Annotated in this window: 15 protein-coding genes and 1 tRNA gene; 6 read left to right on the top strand and 10 right to left on the bottom strand. The window is 70.5% G+C overall.

From position 1 onward, the window contains the following. Positions 1-18 precede the first annotated feature (18 nt). Positions 19-92 (bottom strand) — tRNA-Thr (locus ACWDVB_RS22150). Positions 93-308: 216 nt separating this feature from the next. Here ACWDVB_RS22150 and ACWDVB_RS22145 point away from each other — a divergent pair. The 3 genes from ACWDVB_RS22145 to ACWDVB_RS22135 all read left to right on the top strand — a co-directional run bounded on the left by ACWDVB_RS22145 (position 309) and on the right by ACWDVB_RS22135 (position 2,877). Next, on the top strand, positions 309-1,445 hold the full coding sequence (locus ACWDVB_RS22145) for an ABC transporter ATP-binding protein (RefSeq protein ID WP_451516484.1): 1,137 nt from the start codon (positions 309-311) through the stop codon (positions 1,443-1,445). A 217-nt stretch (positions 1,446-1,662) separates the two neighbouring features. Beyond that, complete coding sequence (locus ACWDVB_RS22140) at positions 1,663-2,121, top strand: hypothetical protein (protein WP_451516483.1); 459 nt, start codon at positions 1,663-1,665, stop codon at positions 2,119-2,121. Positions 2,122-2,157: 36 nt separating this feature from the next. Then, complete coding sequence (locus ACWDVB_RS22135) at positions 2,158-2,877, top strand: nucleotidyltransferase family protein (RefSeq protein ID WP_451516482.1); 720 nt, start codon at positions 2,158-2,160, stop codon at positions 2,875-2,877. Between the two features lie 69 nt (positions 2,878-2,946). Here the strand turns inward: ACWDVB_RS22135 and ACWDVB_RS22130 are convergent, their stop codons facing one another. The 7 genes from ACWDVB_RS22130 to ACWDVB_RS22100 form a co-directional block, all read right to left on the bottom strand. After that, positions 2,947-4,620: a DoxX family protein gene (locus ACWDVB_RS22130; protein ID WP_451516481.1), complete on the bottom strand. Its 1,674-nt coding sequence runs from the start codon at positions 4,618-4,620 to the stop codon at positions 2,947-2,949. A gap of 111 nt (positions 4,621-4,731) precedes the next feature. Continuing rightward, on the bottom strand, positions 4,732-5,682 hold the full coding sequence (gene rlmB, locus ACWDVB_RS22125) for a 23S rRNA (guanosine(2251)-2'-O)-methyltransferase RlmB (RefSeq protein ID WP_451516480.1): 951 nt from the start codon (positions 5,680-5,682) through the stop codon (positions 4,732-4,734). 105 nt (positions 5,683-5,787) lie between these two features. Next, a complete protein-coding gene (gene cysS / locus ACWDVB_RS22120; RefSeq protein WP_451516479.1) occupies positions 5,788-7,188 on the bottom strand; it encodes a cysteine--tRNA ligase in 1,401 nt (466 codons plus the stop codon). An 81-nt stretch (positions 7,189-7,269) separates the two neighbouring features. After that, on the bottom strand, positions 7,270-7,674 hold the full coding sequence (locus tag ACWDVB_RS22115; protein ID WP_451516478.1) for a PPOX class F420-dependent oxidoreductase: 405 nt from the start codon (positions 7,672-7,674) through the stop codon (positions 7,270-7,272). 73 nt (positions 7,675-7,747) lie between these two features. Beyond that, a complete protein-coding gene (ispF, locus tag ACWDVB_RS22110; RefSeq protein WP_451516477.1) occupies positions 7,748-8,263 on the bottom strand; it encodes a 2-C-methyl-D-erythritol 2,4-cyclodiphosphate synthase in 516 nt (171 codons plus the stop codon). After that, positions 8,253-8,984 (bottom strand): 2-C-methyl-D-erythritol 4-phosphate cytidylyltransferase, encoded by a 732-nt coding sequence (ispD, locus tag ACWDVB_RS22105; protein ID WP_451516476.1) that lies wholly within the window; start codon positions 8,982-8,984, stop codon positions 8,253-8,255. Before ispD ends, ispF begins: the two co-directional genes overlap by 11 nt. 325 nt (positions 8,985-9,309) lie before the next feature. After that, positions 9,310-9,792, bottom strand: a complete 483-nt coding sequence (locus ACWDVB_RS22100; RefSeq protein ID WP_003953493.1) for a CarD family transcriptional regulator — start codon at positions 9,790-9,792, stop codon at positions 9,310-9,312. A 615-nt stretch (positions 9,793-10,407) separates the two neighbouring features. Here ACWDVB_RS22100 and ACWDVB_RS22095 point away from each other — a divergent pair. Next, positions 10,408-11,115, top strand: a complete 708-nt coding sequence (locus tag ACWDVB_RS22095; RefSeq protein ID WP_451516475.1) for a DUF461 domain-containing protein — start codon at positions 10,408-10,410, stop codon at positions 11,113-11,115. 84 nt (positions 11,116-11,199) lie between these two features. Here ACWDVB_RS22095 and ACWDVB_RS22090 read toward each other — a convergent pair whose 3' ends face one another. Further along, positions 11,200-11,880 carry a response regulator transcription factor gene (locus ACWDVB_RS22090; protein ID WP_030362171.1) on the bottom strand — a complete coding sequence of 227 codons (681 nt, stop codon included), beginning with the start codon at positions 11,878-11,880 and terminating at the stop codon, positions 11,200-11,202. Continuing rightward, positions 11,877-13,187 (bottom strand): sensor histidine kinase, encoded by a 1,311-nt coding sequence (locus ACWDVB_RS22085; protein ID WP_451516474.1) that lies wholly within the window; start codon positions 13,185-13,187, stop codon positions 11,877-11,879. The genes ACWDVB_RS22090 and ACWDVB_RS22085 overlap by 4 nt, the downstream gene beginning before the upstream one ends. Before the next feature lie 284 nt (positions 13,188-13,471). On the opposite strand from ACWDVB_RS22085, the gene phoU reads away from it, so the two are divergent. Both phoU and ACWDVB_RS22075 read left to right on the top strand, forming a co-directional pair. Next, on the top strand, positions 13,472-14,155 hold the full coding sequence (phoU, locus tag ACWDVB_RS22080) for a phosphate signaling complex protein PhoU (RefSeq protein ID WP_451516473.1): 684 nt from the start codon (positions 13,472-13,474) through the stop codon (positions 14,153-14,155). A 565-nt stretch (positions 14,156-14,720) separates the two neighbouring features. After that, entirely contained in the window at positions 14,721-16,709 is a 1,989-nt protein-coding gene (locus ACWDVB_RS22075) for a YncE family protein (protein ID WP_451516472.1), read from the top strand. Positions 16,710-16,819: the final 110 nt, after the last annotated feature.

Genomic DNA, 16,819 nt, shown 5'->3' with positions numbered 1-16,819 from the left:
TGGGCCTTCGTCTCGCGGAGCCCCCTGTCGGATTCGAACCGACGACCTTCGCTTTACAAGAGCGGCGCTCTGACCAGCTGAGCTAAGGAGGCATGCACCGGACCGCACATGCATGTGGCCGTGCCCGTGCAGTGTAACCAACGAGGTCCCGCACCCGTCGAAAATTTCCGCGAAGGCCGGCCCGCCCCGACTACTGACAGACCCCGGACCTCCGGGGTACGGTCACGAGCAGTTCACTCAGGTGGACTACACCACTCCCTCTACTCGGATCGTCCGGCACGTTCCTGCCGGTGAAGGGGGCCCTCACCATGGCCACTGTTACGTTCGACAAGGCGACCCGCACTTACCCGGGTGGCGACAAGCCCGCCGTCGACGGCCTCGACATCGAGATCGAGGACGGCGAGTTCCTCGTACTCGTCGGCCCGTCCGGCTGCGGCAAGTCCACCTCGCTCCGGATGCTCGCGGGGCTGGAGGACGTGAACGCCGGTGCCATCCGCATCGGTGACCGCGACGTCACGCATCTGCCGCCGAAGGACCGGGACATCGCCATGGTGTTCCAGAACTACGCGCTGTACCCGCATATGACCGTCGCCGACAACATGGGCTTCGCCCTGAAGATCGCCGGCGTCAACAAGGCCGAGATCCGCCAGAAGGTCGAGGACGCGGCGAAGATCCTGGACCTCACCGAGTACCTGGGCCGCAAGCCCAAGGCGCTCTCCGGCGGTCAGCGCCAGCGTGTCGCCATGGGCCGCGCCATCGTGCGTGAGCCGCAGGTGTTCCTCATGGACGAGCCGCTCTCCAACCTCGACGCCAAGCTGCGCGTGTCGACGCGTACGCAGATCGCCAGCCTCCAGCGCCGCCTCGGCATCACCACGGTGTACGTCACGCACGACCAGGTCGAGGCCATGACCATGGGCGACCGCGTGGCCGTGCTCAAGGACGGTCTGCTCCAGCAGGTGGACAGCCCCCGCAACATGTACGACCGTCCGGTGAACCTCTTCGTCGCGGGCTTCATCGGCTCCCCCGCCATGAACCTCGTCGAGGTCCCGATCACCGACGGTGGCGTGAAGTTCGGCAACTCCGTGGTGCCGGTCAGCCGCGAGGCCCTGAGCGCCGCCGCCGACCGCGGCGACCGCACGGTCACCGTCGGCGTCCGCCCGGAGCACTTCGACATCGTCGAGCAAGACGGCGCCGCCGCGACGTCCCTCTCCAAGGCGACCGAGGACGCCCCGGCCGGCCTCGCCGTCTCCGTGAACGTCGTCGAGGAGCTCGGCGCCGACGGCTACGTCTACGGCTCCGCCGAGGTCAACGGCGAGCACAAGGACCTCGTCGTCCGTGTGAACGGCCGCCGGGTCCCGGAGAAGGGCAGCCAGCTGCACGTCGTGCCGCGCCCGGGTGAGACCCACGTCTTCTCGACGTCGACGGGCGAGCGGCTCACCGACTGAGCCGACTGACGCCGACTGATCGACAGGGGCCCCGCACTTCTCCGGTGCGGGGCCCCTCGGCGTATCCGCGGACACGGCGCGCTGTCGACAAATACCCCGGCAGACCGGTCATTTCGAACGAGCCGCGTCAACACCGCGCCAGGGCAACCCGCTTCGCCATCCCTCGACCGGGTGACTAAATGTCGCCAAATCATCACCTAGCGCTACGCTCTCACGCGTGACGCACTCCGCCAACTACACCCAGAAGTCGCGCCGAGCCCACCGGGGCCCCGCCCGCCGCATCGGCCGCACGCTCGCTCTCGTCCTGCCCGTGATGCTGGTGCTCTCCGGGACCCTCGCGGTCACCAGCGTCAACTGGTCGGGAAGCTCCTCGGACTCGATGCTCACCGCATCCGCCGACAACCTCTCCGTACCGGCCAAGTCCCGCGCCCCGCAGGACATCCTGCGCGACCGGCTCCTCCTGGACCTCCAGGAGAAGAACCCCGGCATCGCGCTCACCCACCTCCAGCAGGAGGTGGACCGTCACCCGTCGCTCGCCCGGCACTGCGTGGCCATCGCCAAGGCCCTCGGCCGCGCCGCCGTGGAGAAGTACGGCCCGACGCGCGCCCAGTCGTACGCCAGGCCCGTGTGCGACACGTCCTTCGCGACGGGAGTGGCGGCCCACCAGAACCGCTGAGACGACCCGGCCGGACCGCCGCGTAGGGTTTCCGGCATGACCACGCTGAACCCCACGCAGGCCGTAGTCCTGGCCGGAGGCCAGGGCTCCCGCCTCCGGCCCTACACCGACGACCGGCCCAAGCCGATGGTCGAGATCCCCGGCACGGGGACCCCGATCATCGGCCATCAGCTTGCCTGGCTGGCCGCGGAAGGCGTGACGGACGCCGTCATCTCCTGCGGCCACCTCGCCGAAGTCCTCCAGGAGTGGCTGGACTCCGCCGACCTCCCGCTGAACGTCACCACGGTCGTCGAGAAGGAACCGCTCGGCCGCGGCGGCGGCCTCAAGCACGCCGCCCGCCACCTCCCCCACGCGGACCGCCCCTGGTACGCGACGAACGGCGACATCTGGACCCGCTTCTCGCTGCGCGACATGGCGGCCTTCCACGCCGAGCGCGACGCCACCGCGACCCTCGCCCTGGCCCGCCCCCGCATCCCGTGGGGCGCCGTCGAGACGGACACCTTCGGCCACATCACGGACTTCATCGAGGCCCCGCCGTCGCCGTACCTCATCAACGCGGGCGTGTACGTCTTCTCCTCGTCCTTCACCGCGCTCCTGCCGGACCTCGGTGACCACGAGCGCACCACGTTCCCGCGCCTCGCCCGCGAGAAGCGCCTGGCGGGCTTCCCGCTGCCGCAGGGCGCCTACTGGCGCGCGATCGACACGGCGAAGGACCTCACCGAGGCCGCCAAGGAACTGGCCGCCCAGGCCCGTTGAGACCCTGCGTACGTCGAAGGGGCCCCGCACCTGCGCTGTGCGGGGCCCCTTCGGCGTACCACCACGGGGTCAGCGGCCGAGGACGCCGCCCAGCAGCCCGCCGGGCTCCTCGCCCCCGGTGCCACCGGAGCCGCCCGAGCCACCGGCACCGCCCGTGCTGCCGCCCGAGCCGCCTCCGGTGGACGACGGTCCCCCGGTCGAGGCCGGCGGCGGCTGCTGCTGTTGCTGCTGCCGCTGGGGCGCGGGCTGCTGCGGCGGAGCCTGGCCCGCCGTGCTGCTGCCCTGCGTCTGGCTCGGCTGCTGGATGGAACCGGCCGTACCCGTCTCGGGGGCCGCGCCCGGAGCCGTGGCGCCCGGTGAGGGCCTCGCCGAGCTGCTCTGCGTCGGGGAGCCGGAGGAGGAGGGGCTCTGCGACTTCCGCTCCTGCCGCTTCTTCGCGGGGTCCCCGGGGAGCGGGGAGCCCGGCAGTTCATTGCGCGGCGCCTCGCCGGGGCCGGGCACGGTGACCCGGTCCGCGTCCCGCACCGCGCCGCCGAGCAGCGAGCCGAGGAGCAGCGTGACGCCGATCGCGACCGCGCCGACCAGACCGCCGCGCCGCAGCACGCGCCGCCGCAGCTGCCAGATGTCGGCGCGCGGCCCGAGCCTGCGCCAGGCCTCTCCGGCGAGGCGTCCGTCGACGGAGTAGACGGGGGCGCCCGCGATGATCAGCGGCGACCAGGCGGCGAGGTAGATGATGTCCGGCGCGTCGTAGGCGGGGACGGTCTTCCAGCTGACGGTGACGATGAGCGCGGCGGAGAGCAGCACACCCACGGAGGCGGCGACCCGCTGCCAGAGCCCGAGCACCGTCAGGACGCCGACGATGACCTGGAGGAAGGCGATGCTGAGCCCGGCGCCCACCGGGTGCTGGAGGGCGAAGTCGCGCAGCGGTTCGGCGAGCGCCCACGGGTGCAGCGAGTTGAGCCACTTGACCATGGAGCCGCGCTCTCCGCCGTCGAAGTAGACGGGGTCGCAGAGCTTGCCCATGCCGGCGTAGATGGAGATGAAGCCGAGGAAGACGCGGAGCGGGAGGAGGACGACGCCGAGGTTCATCCGGCGCCCGGGGTAATAGGCGTGCCGGACCGGGTCATTGCCGTGGCGGCGCCTGCGCTCCTCGGCCTGCTCCTCGTCGTCGCCCTCGTACGGCTCGTACGCCTCGTACGCCTGGAGCTCCTCGGTCTCGTGGGCGAGGCGCTCGTCGTAGTCGCTGCTGGGCATCCGCATCTGCGGCAGCAGCTGGGTCTGGGGGGCGGGGCCGCGCGGGCCGGTGACGGCGGGCGCCCCGGTGGTCCCGGGGCCGTCGTCGAGGTCGATGCGCGGAATGACCTGGGTGGCACCCCCGTCGTCGTAGGGCCCTGCCTCTTCGGCCGAACGGCGCACGCCGCTGCCGCGTACGGCTTGCAGCAGTCCGGTCGCGCCGGGGTCGCCCGGCTCGGACTTCCCGCTCCAGACGAGGGGCGCGCGGCGCTTGACGGCCGGCCCCGCGGCGGGGATGCGCGCCGTCGCCTCGGGGAGGCCCAAGTGCCGTGCGATACGCGGGGATTGAATGCGCCCACCGGCGGGGAGCTGCACGCGGAAGCTCGCGTGCGCGACGATGACCTGCGCCGGGTCGCTCGGCACCTTCACCATGCTCAGCGCGGGAGCTTCGTCGAAGCCTGACGGGCTTCCCCCCGTGGGCGTGCGGGGTGTTCTGGTGTCCACACTCATCTAACCGAGTGATGTCTGTTTAGGACACTGCCTTGACCACGCGCAAATGTCCGGACCGCGTCAAGAGATCCCCGTCAAGAGACCACACGGCCCGGACATCAGTACGCCCGACTACACCTGCGCGCGGCGCCGCGCGGCCTCGTAGAGCACCACACCGGCCGCGACGCCCGCGTTCAGCGACTCCGCACCACCGGGCATGGAGATCCGCACCCGGTAGTCGCAGGTGTCACCGACGAGGCGGGACAGGCCCTTGCCCTCGCTGCCGACGACGATGACGACCGGGCCGCTGAGCGCCTCGAGGTCACCGACCTCGTGCTCGCCGTCCGCGGCGAGGCCGACGACGGCGATGCCCGCCTTCTTGTACGCCTCCAGGGCGCGCGTCAGGTTCGTGCAGCGGGCGACCGGCGTACGCGCGGCCGTGCCGGCCGACGTCTTCCAGGCGCCGGCCGTCATACCGGCGGCGCGCCGCTCGGGCACGAGGACGCCGTGACCGCCGAACGCCGTGACGGAGCGGACGATCGCGCCGAGGTTGCGCGGGTCCGTCACGCCGTCGAGCGCGACGATCAGCGGGTCCTCCCGGGCGTCGTACGCGGCGGCGGCGAGGTCCTCGGCGTGCGCGTACTCGTACGGCGGGACCTGGAGGACGAGGCCCTGGTGGTTGAGGCCGTTCGTCATGCGGTCCAGCTCGGGGCGCGGCGCCTCCATGAGGTGGATGCCGCCGCGCTCGGCCGCGAGCTGGAGCGCCTCGCGGACCCGCTCGTCGTTGTCGATGAACTGCTGGACGTAGAGCATGGTGGCGGGCACGCCGTCGCGCAGCGCCTCGAAGACCGGGTTGCGGCCGACGACCATCTCGGAGGACGACTTGCCGCCGCGCCCCTTCGGCGCGGGACGGCGGCCGACGGCCTTCTTGGCCTTGGCGGTGGCGACGCGGTTCTTCACATGCCCCTTGCGCGCCTCGGCGGGCGGCGTCGGACCCTTGCCCTCAAGGCCGCGGCGCCGGTTTCCGCCGCTGCCGACCTGTGCGCCTTTCTTGCCGGACATGCGGCGGTTGTTAGCGGCCATGACCTACCTGTCTGTTGTGATGCGTGTGCGCGTACGTCCGTACGCGCGAAGGTGTACGTCTATGAAGTGTGCCGCCCACAACGCCGGGCGGCACATCAGCGGGTGCTAGCGCGGACCGAGCGTCCAGCGCGGACCGGCCGGACTGTCCTCGATGACGAGGCCCGACTGGTTGAGCTGGTCGCGGATGGCGTCGGCGGTGGCCCAGTCCTTGCGGCCGCGGGCGGCCTCGCGCTGGTCCAGGACCATGCGGACGAGGGTGTCCACGGCGCCGTGCAGGTCTTCTCCCCGGTCGCTCTCGCCGCCGGCCCAGTGCGGGTCGAGCGGGTCGAGGCCGAGGACGCCGAGCATGGCCCGCACCTCGGCGAGGCGCGCCACGGCGGCTTCCTTGTCGTCGGCGGCCAGCGCGCTGTTGCCCTGGCGGACCGTGGTGTGCACGATGGCGAGCGCCTGCGGGACGCCCATGTCGTCGTCCATGGCGTCGGCGAAGGCGGGCGGCACCTGGCCGGCGGGCTCGACGACCCCGCCGGCCTTCTCCACCACGCGCTGCACGAAGCCCTCGATGCGGGCGAACGCGGACTCGGCCTCGCGCAGGGCCTCCTCGCTGTACTCGATCATCGAGCGGTAGTGCGGGGTGCCCAGGTAGTAGCGGAGCACGATCGGGCGCCACTGCTTGACCATCTCGCTGACGAGGACCGAGTTCCCGAGGGACTTCGACATCTTCTCGCCGCTCATGGTGACCCAGCCGTTGTGCGCCCAGTAGCGCGCGAACGCGTCGCCGAAGGCCTTGGCCTGGGCGATCTCGTTCTCGTGGTGCGGGAAGATCAGGTCGATCCCGCCGCCGTGGATGTCGAACTCGCCGCCCAGGTACTTGTGGGCCATCGCCGAGCACTCCAGGTGCCAGCCGGGACGGCCGCGGCCGAACGGCGTCTCCCAGGCGGGCTCGCCGGGCTTGACGGCCTTCCACATGGCGAAGTCGCGGGGGTCGCGCTTGCCCGCGACGCCCTCGTCGGGCTGGCGCAGGTCGTCGATGTCCTGGTTGGAGAGCTCCAGGTAGTCGGGCCAGGACCGCACGTCGAAGTAGACACTGCCGTCGGCCTCGTAGGCGTGGCCGCGCTCGATGAGCGCGCGCATCATCTCGACCATCTCGGTGATGTGGCCGGTGGCGCGCGGCTCGTAGGTGGGCGGGAGGCAGCCGAGCGCGTCGTACCCGCTGTTGAAGGCGCGCTCGTTCTCGTACCCGATCGACCACCAGGGGCGGCCCTGCTCGGCCGACTTCTTGATGATCTTGTCGTCGATGTCGGTCACGTTGCGCACGAACGTCACGTCGTAGCCGCGGTAGGTGAACCAGCGGCGCATGATGTCGAAGTTCAGGCCGGACCTGATGTGCCCGATGTGCGGGGCCGCCTGCACCGTGGCACCGCAGAGGTAGATCGAGACACAGCCTTCGTGGAGGGGGCTGAAGTCACGGATCTGCCGGGCGCTGGTGTCGTACAGGCGAATCGTCACCACTCCAGGGTAGTGGGCGCGGGACAGTGCCCCACGCCCCCTTCCGTCACCGGACACGCAACCGTGACGTGTGGGCGCCTCTCAGACCCTGCCGACCACCTTCCGCGCCGACACCCGCACCACGACCCGCTCGGAGTCGTCCTTCGACGCCGGGTTGAACTCCGCGTACTTCTGGCCCGTGTACTTCAGCGACAGCTCGTCGATCAGCTCCTGGCCGCCCTCCGTCGTCATCTCCGCCGTGCCGCGGATCTCCGCGTACGTATAAGGAGCGTCGAACGGCTGGAGCAGCACCGTCACGCGCGGGTCGCGGCGCAGGTTCTTCTCCTTGCGGCGGCCGACCGTCGTGGAGAACAGCACGTCGTCGCCGTCCCGCTTCACCCAGACCGGCGACAGCTGCGGGCTGCCGTCGGGCTGGATGGTGGCGACGACGATGAAGGACGGGGCGTCGAGGAGGGCTTTGAGCTGGTCGGACAGTGCGGCGGACATGGCTTCACTCCTTTGTGGACAGCGGCTGCGAGAGCCTCGCCTGTACGAGCCATACACCTACCCGATATCGCCCTCAGTGCGACGTACGTACGACCAACGCGGTGGCGACCGCGGCGAGCCCGTCGCCCCGGCCGGGGAAGCCGAGGCCGTCGGTGGTGGCCCCGGAGACCGAGACCGGCGCGCCCGCGGCGTCGGAGAGCACCTTCTGCGCCTCGTCGCGGCGCTTGCCGATCTTCGGGCGGGGGCCGATGACCTGGACCGCCACGTTGCCGACGGTGAAGCCGGCGTCGCGGACGATGCGGGCCGCCTCGGCGAGGAGGGTGAGACCCGAGGCGCCGGACCACTCGGGGCGTCCGGTGCCGAAGTGCGCGCCGAGGTCGCCGAGGCCGGCCGCGGAGAACAGCGCGTTGCACGCGGCGTGCGCGACGACGTCGGCGTCGGAGTGCCCGGCGAGGCCGGGCCCCTCGTCCTCCCACTTCAGGCCGGCGCACCACAGCTCGCGGCCCTCTTCGAAGGCGTGGATGTCGGTGCCGATGCCGACCTGCGGCAGCAGCGGGACCGGGGGGGCCGCGGATGTCTCAGAAGCCATCGTTGGCCCTCCTGCGGGCGAGTACGGCCTCGGCCAGTACGAGGTCGAGGGGCCGCGTCACCTTGAACGCCTCCTCGTGGCCGGGCACGACGACGACCGGCAGGCCCAGCTGCTCGACCATGCTGGCGTCGTCCGTGACGTTGTCGGTGACGGTCTCGTGGGCGCGCACGAGCGTGGCGCGGTCGAAGCCCTGCGGGGTCTGCACGGCGCGCAGCCGGGCCCGCTCGGGCGTGGCCACGACGGGCTCGGGCCCGCCGGGCGCCGCCGCGGGCTCGACCTGCTTGACGGTGTCGGACAGCGGCAGCGCGGGCACCACGGCGGGCGCCCCGTCGCGTACGGCCTCGATGACGCCGTCGACCGTGTCGACGGGCACCAGCGGGCGGGCCGCGTCGTGCACGAGCACGATGTCGATGCCGGGCGGCAGCACGTCCAGGCCGGCCCGCACGGACTCCTGCCGGGAGGCGCCGCCGGGCACGACGAGGAAGTCGGTCCGCTCGGGCAGCGCGTGGTCGTCGAGGAGGGTCTTCACCTCGGGGACGCCGTCCGGGGGTGCCACGACGACGACGAGGGAGACGGCGCGGGACTCCGCCATGGCGCGGATCGCGTGGACGAGCATCGGGGTGCCGTTCAGCGCGCGGAGCGCTTTGGGGGCGCCAGGGCCGAGGCGTACGCCCCGTCCTGCCGCGGGAATGACCACCGCGGTACGGGATTCGCTAGACATCGGTTCCGTTCAGGTTTGTGTGCTCGGCCGACGTGGGTATGGCCTCACCGTGCCGTGCCGGGCGCGACATCTTGACCGGACCCTTCCGTGACATCTGGTCGAGCCAGCTGCCCGAGCCCGGCACGCCACACACGGCTCCCTGGGGCCGCCCTCACGTACGTATGCCTGGGTGCGAGAAATATCTGTCGGAAATATCTGTCTGGGTACGGACATGCCGCAGCGCCCGGCGACTCCGGTTAAGGGTCAGCGGGCACCGCGGCATCATTGCGTCAAAACCATCGCGCCGAAGACAGACAGCCAAGGCGGGCGCCTCGGACGGTCCGCGTCAGGACGCGAGGACCTCGTCGAGCAGGGCCTCGGCCTTGTCCTCGTTCGTGTTCTCCGCGAGGGCGAGCTCACTCACCAGGATCTGACGAGCCTTGGCGAGCATGCGCTTCTCACCGGCGGACAGTCCACGCTCACGCTCGCGACGCCACAGGTCACGCACGACTTCCGCGACCTTGATGACATCGCCGGACGCGAGCTTCTCAAGATTTGCCTTGTAGCGACGCGACCAGTTCGTCGGCTCTTCGGCGTACGGCGCGCGCAGTACTTCGAAGACCCGGTCCAGTCCGTCCTGACCGACCACATCACGCACGCCGACGAACTCCGCATTGTCCGCTGGCACACGCACCGTCAGATCGCCCTGGGCGACCTTCAGCACCAAGTAGGTCTTGTCCACGCCTTTGATCTGGCGAGTTTCGATAGCCTCGATCAGCGCGGCCCCGTGATGGGGATAGACCACGGTGTCGCCAACCTTGAACGTCATGTGACAGGTACCCCTTCCGTGGCTATCCATCCTAACACGAGAATCGCCTCTTCTGAATGGCGTTTTCGCAGGTCAGGGCATATCTCGGGGCTTGACAACAGCAACAGGAACGTGCTGCGCAGGGCCGCCGGAACGGGGTATTCGCAGGTCGGAGCGGCTCTCCGGGGAGGGAGAAACGGGGGCGTTACGTCCCCCTCAAGAGCGCTCCGAGCGGCCGAACGTCCCGGTTTGCGCGGTTCCAAGCGGTGAACTTCCGCTACTCCGTTCGGTGACCGAAGAGGTGTACCGCACGCCGTCCGGCCCGATTCCGGAATTGATCAAGCCGCTCGGTGATCAATTCTCCGGGCCGCCCGCATTCCTTACCGGAAATCCGCAAGACGGTTCCGGCCGACTCCCGGCGACGCTTATGTGAATGGTGGACGAGTGGCCAATGGGGTGGTCGTGACAGAGGGGCGGGCCGAGCCGCCCGGGAAGAGGCTCGCGGGCCCAAGGGGCGGGTCGGGTGCGGCGGCGTGGGAACGGCTCGGTAACCTAAGCGCGCTGACACACCCTTAGGACGGCTTTACGGCCGTCCGCCCGTCCCGTATCGCCCACGTTCAAGGAGTTGCCGCCGCCGTGAGCCGCAGCCTTCGACGCGGCGCCCTCGCCGCCACCGCCATCGCGTTCTCGCTCGCCTCGCTCGCCGCGTGCGGCGCCGGCAGCGACGCCCAGACGTTGGGGGTCAAGCCCGACAACGCCGCGACCTCCGTCGGTGACATCAAGATCCAGAACGCCATGGTCATCACCCAGCCGGACCTGAAGGCCAAGGGCCCGGCCGTGGTCTCCGCGACGATCTTCAACGGAGGCACGACCGACCAGACCCTGGAGTCGATCAGGGTCAACGGCGCCTCCGAGAAGGCCAAGATCACGCCGGGCAAGGACGACAAGGCCTCCAAGGCGAACGGTCCGCTGACCATCCCGGCCGGCGGCTCCGTCGTCATCGGCGGCAAGAACAACGCCACGGCCGTCCTGGACGGCGGCCGTGAGGCCGTCAAGGACGGCAACGCCCAGCAGGTCACCTTCGCCTTCAGCAAGACCGGCGACGTGAAGCTCAAGGCGTTCGTCGTGCCCGCCGAGAGCTACTTCACCAAGTGGGGCCCGACCGAGGTGCCGCGGGCGCCGGGCGCCGAGCCGGAGAAGTCCGGGAAGCCGGAAGCGCCGTCCACGGGCGCCTCCACGGAGCCGTCGGGCCACGCGTCCGATGATGCCTCCACGGAGCCCGGTACTGGTACCGGTACTGGTACCGGTACTGGTACCGGTACTGGTACCGGCACCGAGCACTGATCTACGTACGTACACACGTCCTACGAGGAAGGGCGGGACCCCCACCGGGGATCCCGCCCTTCCTCACGTCAGGCCGCTCGCGGTCTACGGCTCGAACTTGTAGCCGAGGCCGCGCACCGTCACCAGGTAGCGCGGGGCCCCCGGGTCCGGCTCGATCTTGGCGCGCAGCCGCTTCACGTGGACATCCAGCGTCTTCGTGTCGCCCACGTAGTCCGCGCCCCAGACGCGGTCGATGAGCTGCATGCGGGTCAGGACGCGGCCCGCGTTGCGCAGGAGCATCTCCAGGAGGTCGAACTCCTTCAGGGGCAGGTCGACCTTGGAGCCGGAGACCGTGACCACGTGGCGGTCGACGTCCATGCGGACCGGGCCCGCCTCCAGGGCCTGCGGGGCGACCTCCTCCGGCTCGCCCCGGCGGCGCAGGACCGCGCGGATGCGGGCGACCAGTTCGCGGGACGAGAAGGGCTTGGTCACATAGTCGTCGGCTCCTATTTCGAGGCCGACCACCTTGTCGATCTCGCTGTCCTTGGCGGTGACCATGATCACCGGGACGTTGGAGCGGCTGCGCAGCTGGCGGCAGACCTCGGTGCCGGGCAGGCCGGGCAGCATCAGGTCGAGCAGGACGAGGTCGGCGCCGTTGCGCTCGAATTCGTCGAGTCCGTCCGGGCCGGTGGCCGCGATGGCGACCTCGAAGCCCTCTTTGCGGAGCATGTAGGACAGAGCGTCGCTGAAGGATTCCTCGTCCTCGACGACGAGCACTCGGGTCACGGAAGGACCTCCGGGGCAGGGATGGGTTCGTACGTAGTGGTCTCGTCGGTCGCGGCGTTCTCGGGGTTCGCGGTGTTCTCGGGGTTCCGGGTATTCCCGGAGTTCCCGGTGTTCTCGTTGTCGAGTCCGCCGCCGTGACCTGATCCGCGCTCGCGGTGCGCGGCCGCCTCCGGCAGCCGCAGGGTGAAGGTGGAGCCCTGACCCTCGGAGCTCCACACCGTGACCTCCCCGCCGTGCGAGGCGGCCACGTGCTTGACGATGGCGAGGCCGAGGCCCGTGCCGCCGGTGGCCCGGGAGCGGGCCGGGTCGACGCGGTAGAAGCGCTCGAAGATGCGCTCCTTGTCCTTGTCGGAGATGCCGATGCCCTGGTCGGTGACCGCCACCTCGATCATGTCACCGCCGGGTGCGCTGACCCGGCGGGCGGCTATGCCCACGCGGGTGCGGGCGGGGCTGTAGTTCACGGCGTTCTCGACGAGGTTGCCGAGCGCCGCCGCGAGCTGGCCGCGGTTGCCCCAGATCTGAAGTTCGGCGGTGCCGCCCGCGGCCAGGGTGATCTGTTTGTGGGAGGCCTGGTGACGGCTGCGGTCTATCGCCTCCGCCACCAGCTCGTCGACCCGTACGGGTTCCGCGTCCTCCAGGGGGTCGTCGTTCTGGACCCGGGAGAGGTCGATGAGCTCCTGGACGAGGTTGGTCAGGCGGGTCGCCTCGATCTGCATGCGGCCCGCGAAGCGTTCGACGGCCTCCGGGTCCTCGGAGGCGTCCATGACGGCCTCCGAGAGGAGGCTGAGGGCCCCTACGGGGGTCTTCAGCTCGTGGGACACGTTCGCGACGAAGTCGCGGCGTACCGCCTCGATGCGGCGGGCCTCCGTGAGGTCCTCGACCAGGAGCAGCACGAGCCGGGAGCCGAGCGGGGCCACCCGCGCGGAGACCGCGAGGGCCTCGCCGCGGCCGGTGCCGCGCCGGGGGAGGTCCAGTTCCACCTGGCGTATCTCCCCGTCGCGGCGGGTGTCGCGGGCCATCTTGAGCATCGGCTCGACGGCGAGCTTGCCGCCGCGGACGAGTCCGAGCGCGTACGCCGCCGAGCTGGCCTTGACCACGCTGTCCGCCTCGTCGAGGACGACGGCGGAGGAGCGCAGCACGGAGAGGACGGTGTCCACGCCCGGTGGCAGGACGGCGTCGGTGTGCAGGGAGGTCCGGGTGGGGCGTTTCTGGTCGCGCTCGCTCCAGCGGAACGCCAGCATGGCGATGACGCCGGTGCACACTCCGGCGATCGCTGCCGCTGCGGCGACCGCCGCGTTCACGTCCATGTCTCCAGGTTATGCGCCGGGTGAGTGCCGTCCACAGCCATTCGGGTGCGGCCTCGAACACTCGTCGCCCAGAGTTCACCGAGGAGACGGCGTCGGTTCATTTCTTCTGAGGGGTGCGGCAGGGGGCCGATCGGGGGACGATCAGAGATGTCGTCCTACGTCGCCCACAGTTCACCTTGATGACAGGGACGGTTCATTCGGGGTGCCGGAAACGGACGCGTCGGGGTCGCACCGTGGCAGCGTAGGGGCCAGCCCCCTGAGACGTACGAGAGAGGGACAGCCACATGCGGGACGCGTACCACGAGGAACTTGACTCGATCGGCGAGAGCCTGGTCGAGATGGCCCGCCTGGTCGGGTCCGCGATCGGCCGCGCCACGACGGCCATGCTCGACGCCGATCTGAAGCTGGCCGAGAGCGTGATCGCCGCCGACCAGAAGGTCGACGACCTCCAGCACGAGCTGGAGGCGCGCGCGATAGCCCTGCTCGCGCGGCAGCAGCCGGTCGCCACCGACCTGCGCATAGTCGTGACCTCGCTGCGGATGAGCGCCGACCTGGAGCGCTCGGGCGACCTCGCCCAGCACGTCGCCAAGTTGGCCCGGCTGCGCTTCCCGGACTCGGCGGTGCCGCGGGACCTGCACGCCACGATCCTGGAGATGGGCCAGCTCGCGCAGCGCCTGATGGCGAAGGCGGCGGAGGTCATCATCACCAAGGACGTCGACCTCGCGCTCCAGCTGGAGCAGGACGACGACGAGATGGACCAGCTGCACCGCACGCTCTTCCAGCACCTGATGGACGACCGCTGGAAGCACGGCATCGAGACGGCCGTCGACGTGACGCTGCTCGGCCGCTACTACGAGCGCTTCGCGGACCACGCGGTGTCGGTCGCCAAGCGGGTCGTCTATCTGGTGACGGGCGAGCACGCGGACGAGATCCAGGCGTCGGGCCCGGCGGCGGTGGAGGGGGCGTAGGCGGCGGTGGAGGGGGCGTAGGGCTCTCCGCGTCCTTCTCACCCGCGAGGTGCGTTATTCGCTCCGTACGTGTGTGTGCCCCGCGCGACGTCAGGTTGTCGTGCGGGGCACGGTCTGTTCTGTTCCTGCCCGTTCCTGCTGCCTGTTCCTGCTGCCTGTTCCTGCTGTCTGTTCCTGCTGTCTGTTCCTGCCCGTTCCTGCCGTGTCGGGGCGCGGGCGTCAGCCGCAGCCGCCGCCGCACTGGCAGGCGCCGCCGGACTGGCAGCCGCACTGGCAGCCGGGGCCGCAGGTGCAGTTCATCGCTATGACTACGGGCTTGGGGGACTCGGCCATGGTCTCCTCCTCGAAGGCGTACGGGACGCGCTGCCTACCTCCCATTGCATGCCGCCGGGCAGGGGCGCATCAACGGCGCACGTGTGCGTGAGGCGGGCCGGCCGCCGCCGGGCCGATCACCTTGTGAAACTTCCTCCACAACTGTCACAGACATGCCATAACCTGCGCTGTGAACTAGGGATTCCGGCTCGGGCGAACGGCCCGGGCCACTCATGTGGGGGGTCACATCACCGTGCGTACGCGCACCATCTCGACCGCGACAGCGCTCGCGGTCCTCTTCAGCTCGGCGGCGCTGGTCGCCGTGGCGTCCGGCCCGGCGGCGGCGGACTCCGCCAAGGTTCTCGACGTGCGGTCGGCCGGTGACGTACTGGTGGACGGTAAGCACCAGCGCGTCTACGTCTCCGACCCCAAGGGCGGCAAGATCGTCGTCACGGACTACGCGGGCACCGTCAAGGCGACCCTGGACGGGCTGCCGGACGTCGAGGGCCTGGCGCTCTCGCCCGACTCCGGCCAGGTGTACGCGGCTGTCGCCGGCCTCAACCGGATCGTCTCCGTGGAGACGACCTCGTACTCCCAGAGCGCCAGTTACGCCCTCGACGGCGCCGAGAAGCCGCGCACGCTGGCGCTGGCGAGCGGAAAGCTCTGGTTCGGCTACGGGCCTTCCGCGGCGGGCGGCATCGGCTCGCTCGACCTCGCCGGGGAGGAGCCGGTCGTCGCGCTCGACCAGGACGGCGACGTGAGCTTCTACGCCGCTCCCGAGCTGGGCTCCGACCCCGACTCGGGCATCCTCGTCGCCGGCGAGAAGGCGACGAGCAGCGACGCCCTGACGGTGTACGACGTCTCGGGCCCGAAGCCGGAGGTGCGGGTCTCCAAGTCGGTCGAGGGCAGCTTCTTTGACGACATCGCGGTGTCGCCCGACGGCACGCAGATCGTCACGGCCAGCGGCTCCCCGTACTACCACCCGGTGTACTCCACGAAGGACCTGTCCCCCGTGGGCCGCTACGACTCCGGGGACTACGGCGCGGCCGTGGACATCGCCCCCGACGGCACCGTGGCGGCGGGCACCTCCTCCTGGTACCGGCCCGACGTGCACGTCTACCGGCAGGGCCAGTGGTCCAAGGTGCGGGAGTACGACTTCCCGAACACCGGCCAGAGCAGCGGCGCGGACACCCTCGCCGAGGGCGGCCTGGCCTGGGCGCCGGACGGCAGCCGGCTCTTCGCGGTCACCTCCAACAGCAACGACGTCTTCTCGCTGCGGGTCCTGACCGACCCGGCCAAATCCCTGCCCAAGCTGACGGTCGAGGCGCCCGCGAAGGCGCCGCGAGCCAAGCAGCTCACCGTCAAGGGCAAGCTCACCGGGGCGGGCCTCCCGGCCGGAACCGTCCTGGCGGTCACCCGCACGGACGTCGAGTCGCCCGCCCCCGGCAAGGAGCTGCCCCCGGTCAGGACCAAGGCGGACGGCTCCTTCTCCTTCACGGACACCCCGCCCGCGGGCGGCAAGGTGACGTACAAGGTCGCGTACGCGGGTGACGCCACGCACGCGGCGGCCTCGGCGTCGGACACGGTGGAGGTCTCGCGCTCGAAGACCGCGCTCACGCTCGACAAGAACGGCAAGGTCTACGGCTACGGCGCGGACGTCTCCTTCACGGCGCACCTCGGTACGACGCACAAGAACCGCACCGTGGAGATCTGGGCCGACCCCTACGGCGCCGACAAGCCCAACAAGCTGATGAAGAAGGGCACCGTCAACTCGCGCGGGAACCTGTCGGCCACGGTCGACATGAAGCGCGACACGAAGGTCACGGCCGTCTTCTCCGGAGACGCGCGGTCGGCCTCCGCGAAGGCCACGTCGACGGCGTACGCCAAGGTCAAGATCTCCAGCTCGGTCTCCAGGCACTACAAGACGGGCAAGATCGGCTCGACGAAGTACCACTACTTCCACAAGAACACCGACCCGGTGCTCTCCACTTCGATGACGTACTACAAGGACCGCAAGCAGCGCTTCGAGATCCAGGTCTACGGCCCCGACCGCAAGTGGCACGCGACGGGCTCGGAGTACTTCGAGCTCGGCTCCGACGGCACGTCCGCGGTGCGCCTGGGGGCACCCGGCGAGTCGGGCATCCGCGCGCGGATCCGCTCGTCGTATGTGAACGGGACGTCGGGGGACAGCGTGAACTCGACGACGCATGGGGCGTGGAAGTACCTGAACTTCACACGCTGACGGCGTTTCTCTCCTGAGTCGCCCGCCCCTGGTCGCCCGCCCCTGCATAGGCGCTGTGCTGGCATGGGCACCGTGCTGGCATAGGCACTCCGCACGTGCCGATCCGGCCG

The organism is Streptomyces sp. NPDC003379, assembly GCF_053589195.1.
The sequence above is the reverse complement of the archived record's forward strand: the minus strand, read 5'-3'. Positions and strand labels throughout refer to the sequence as shown.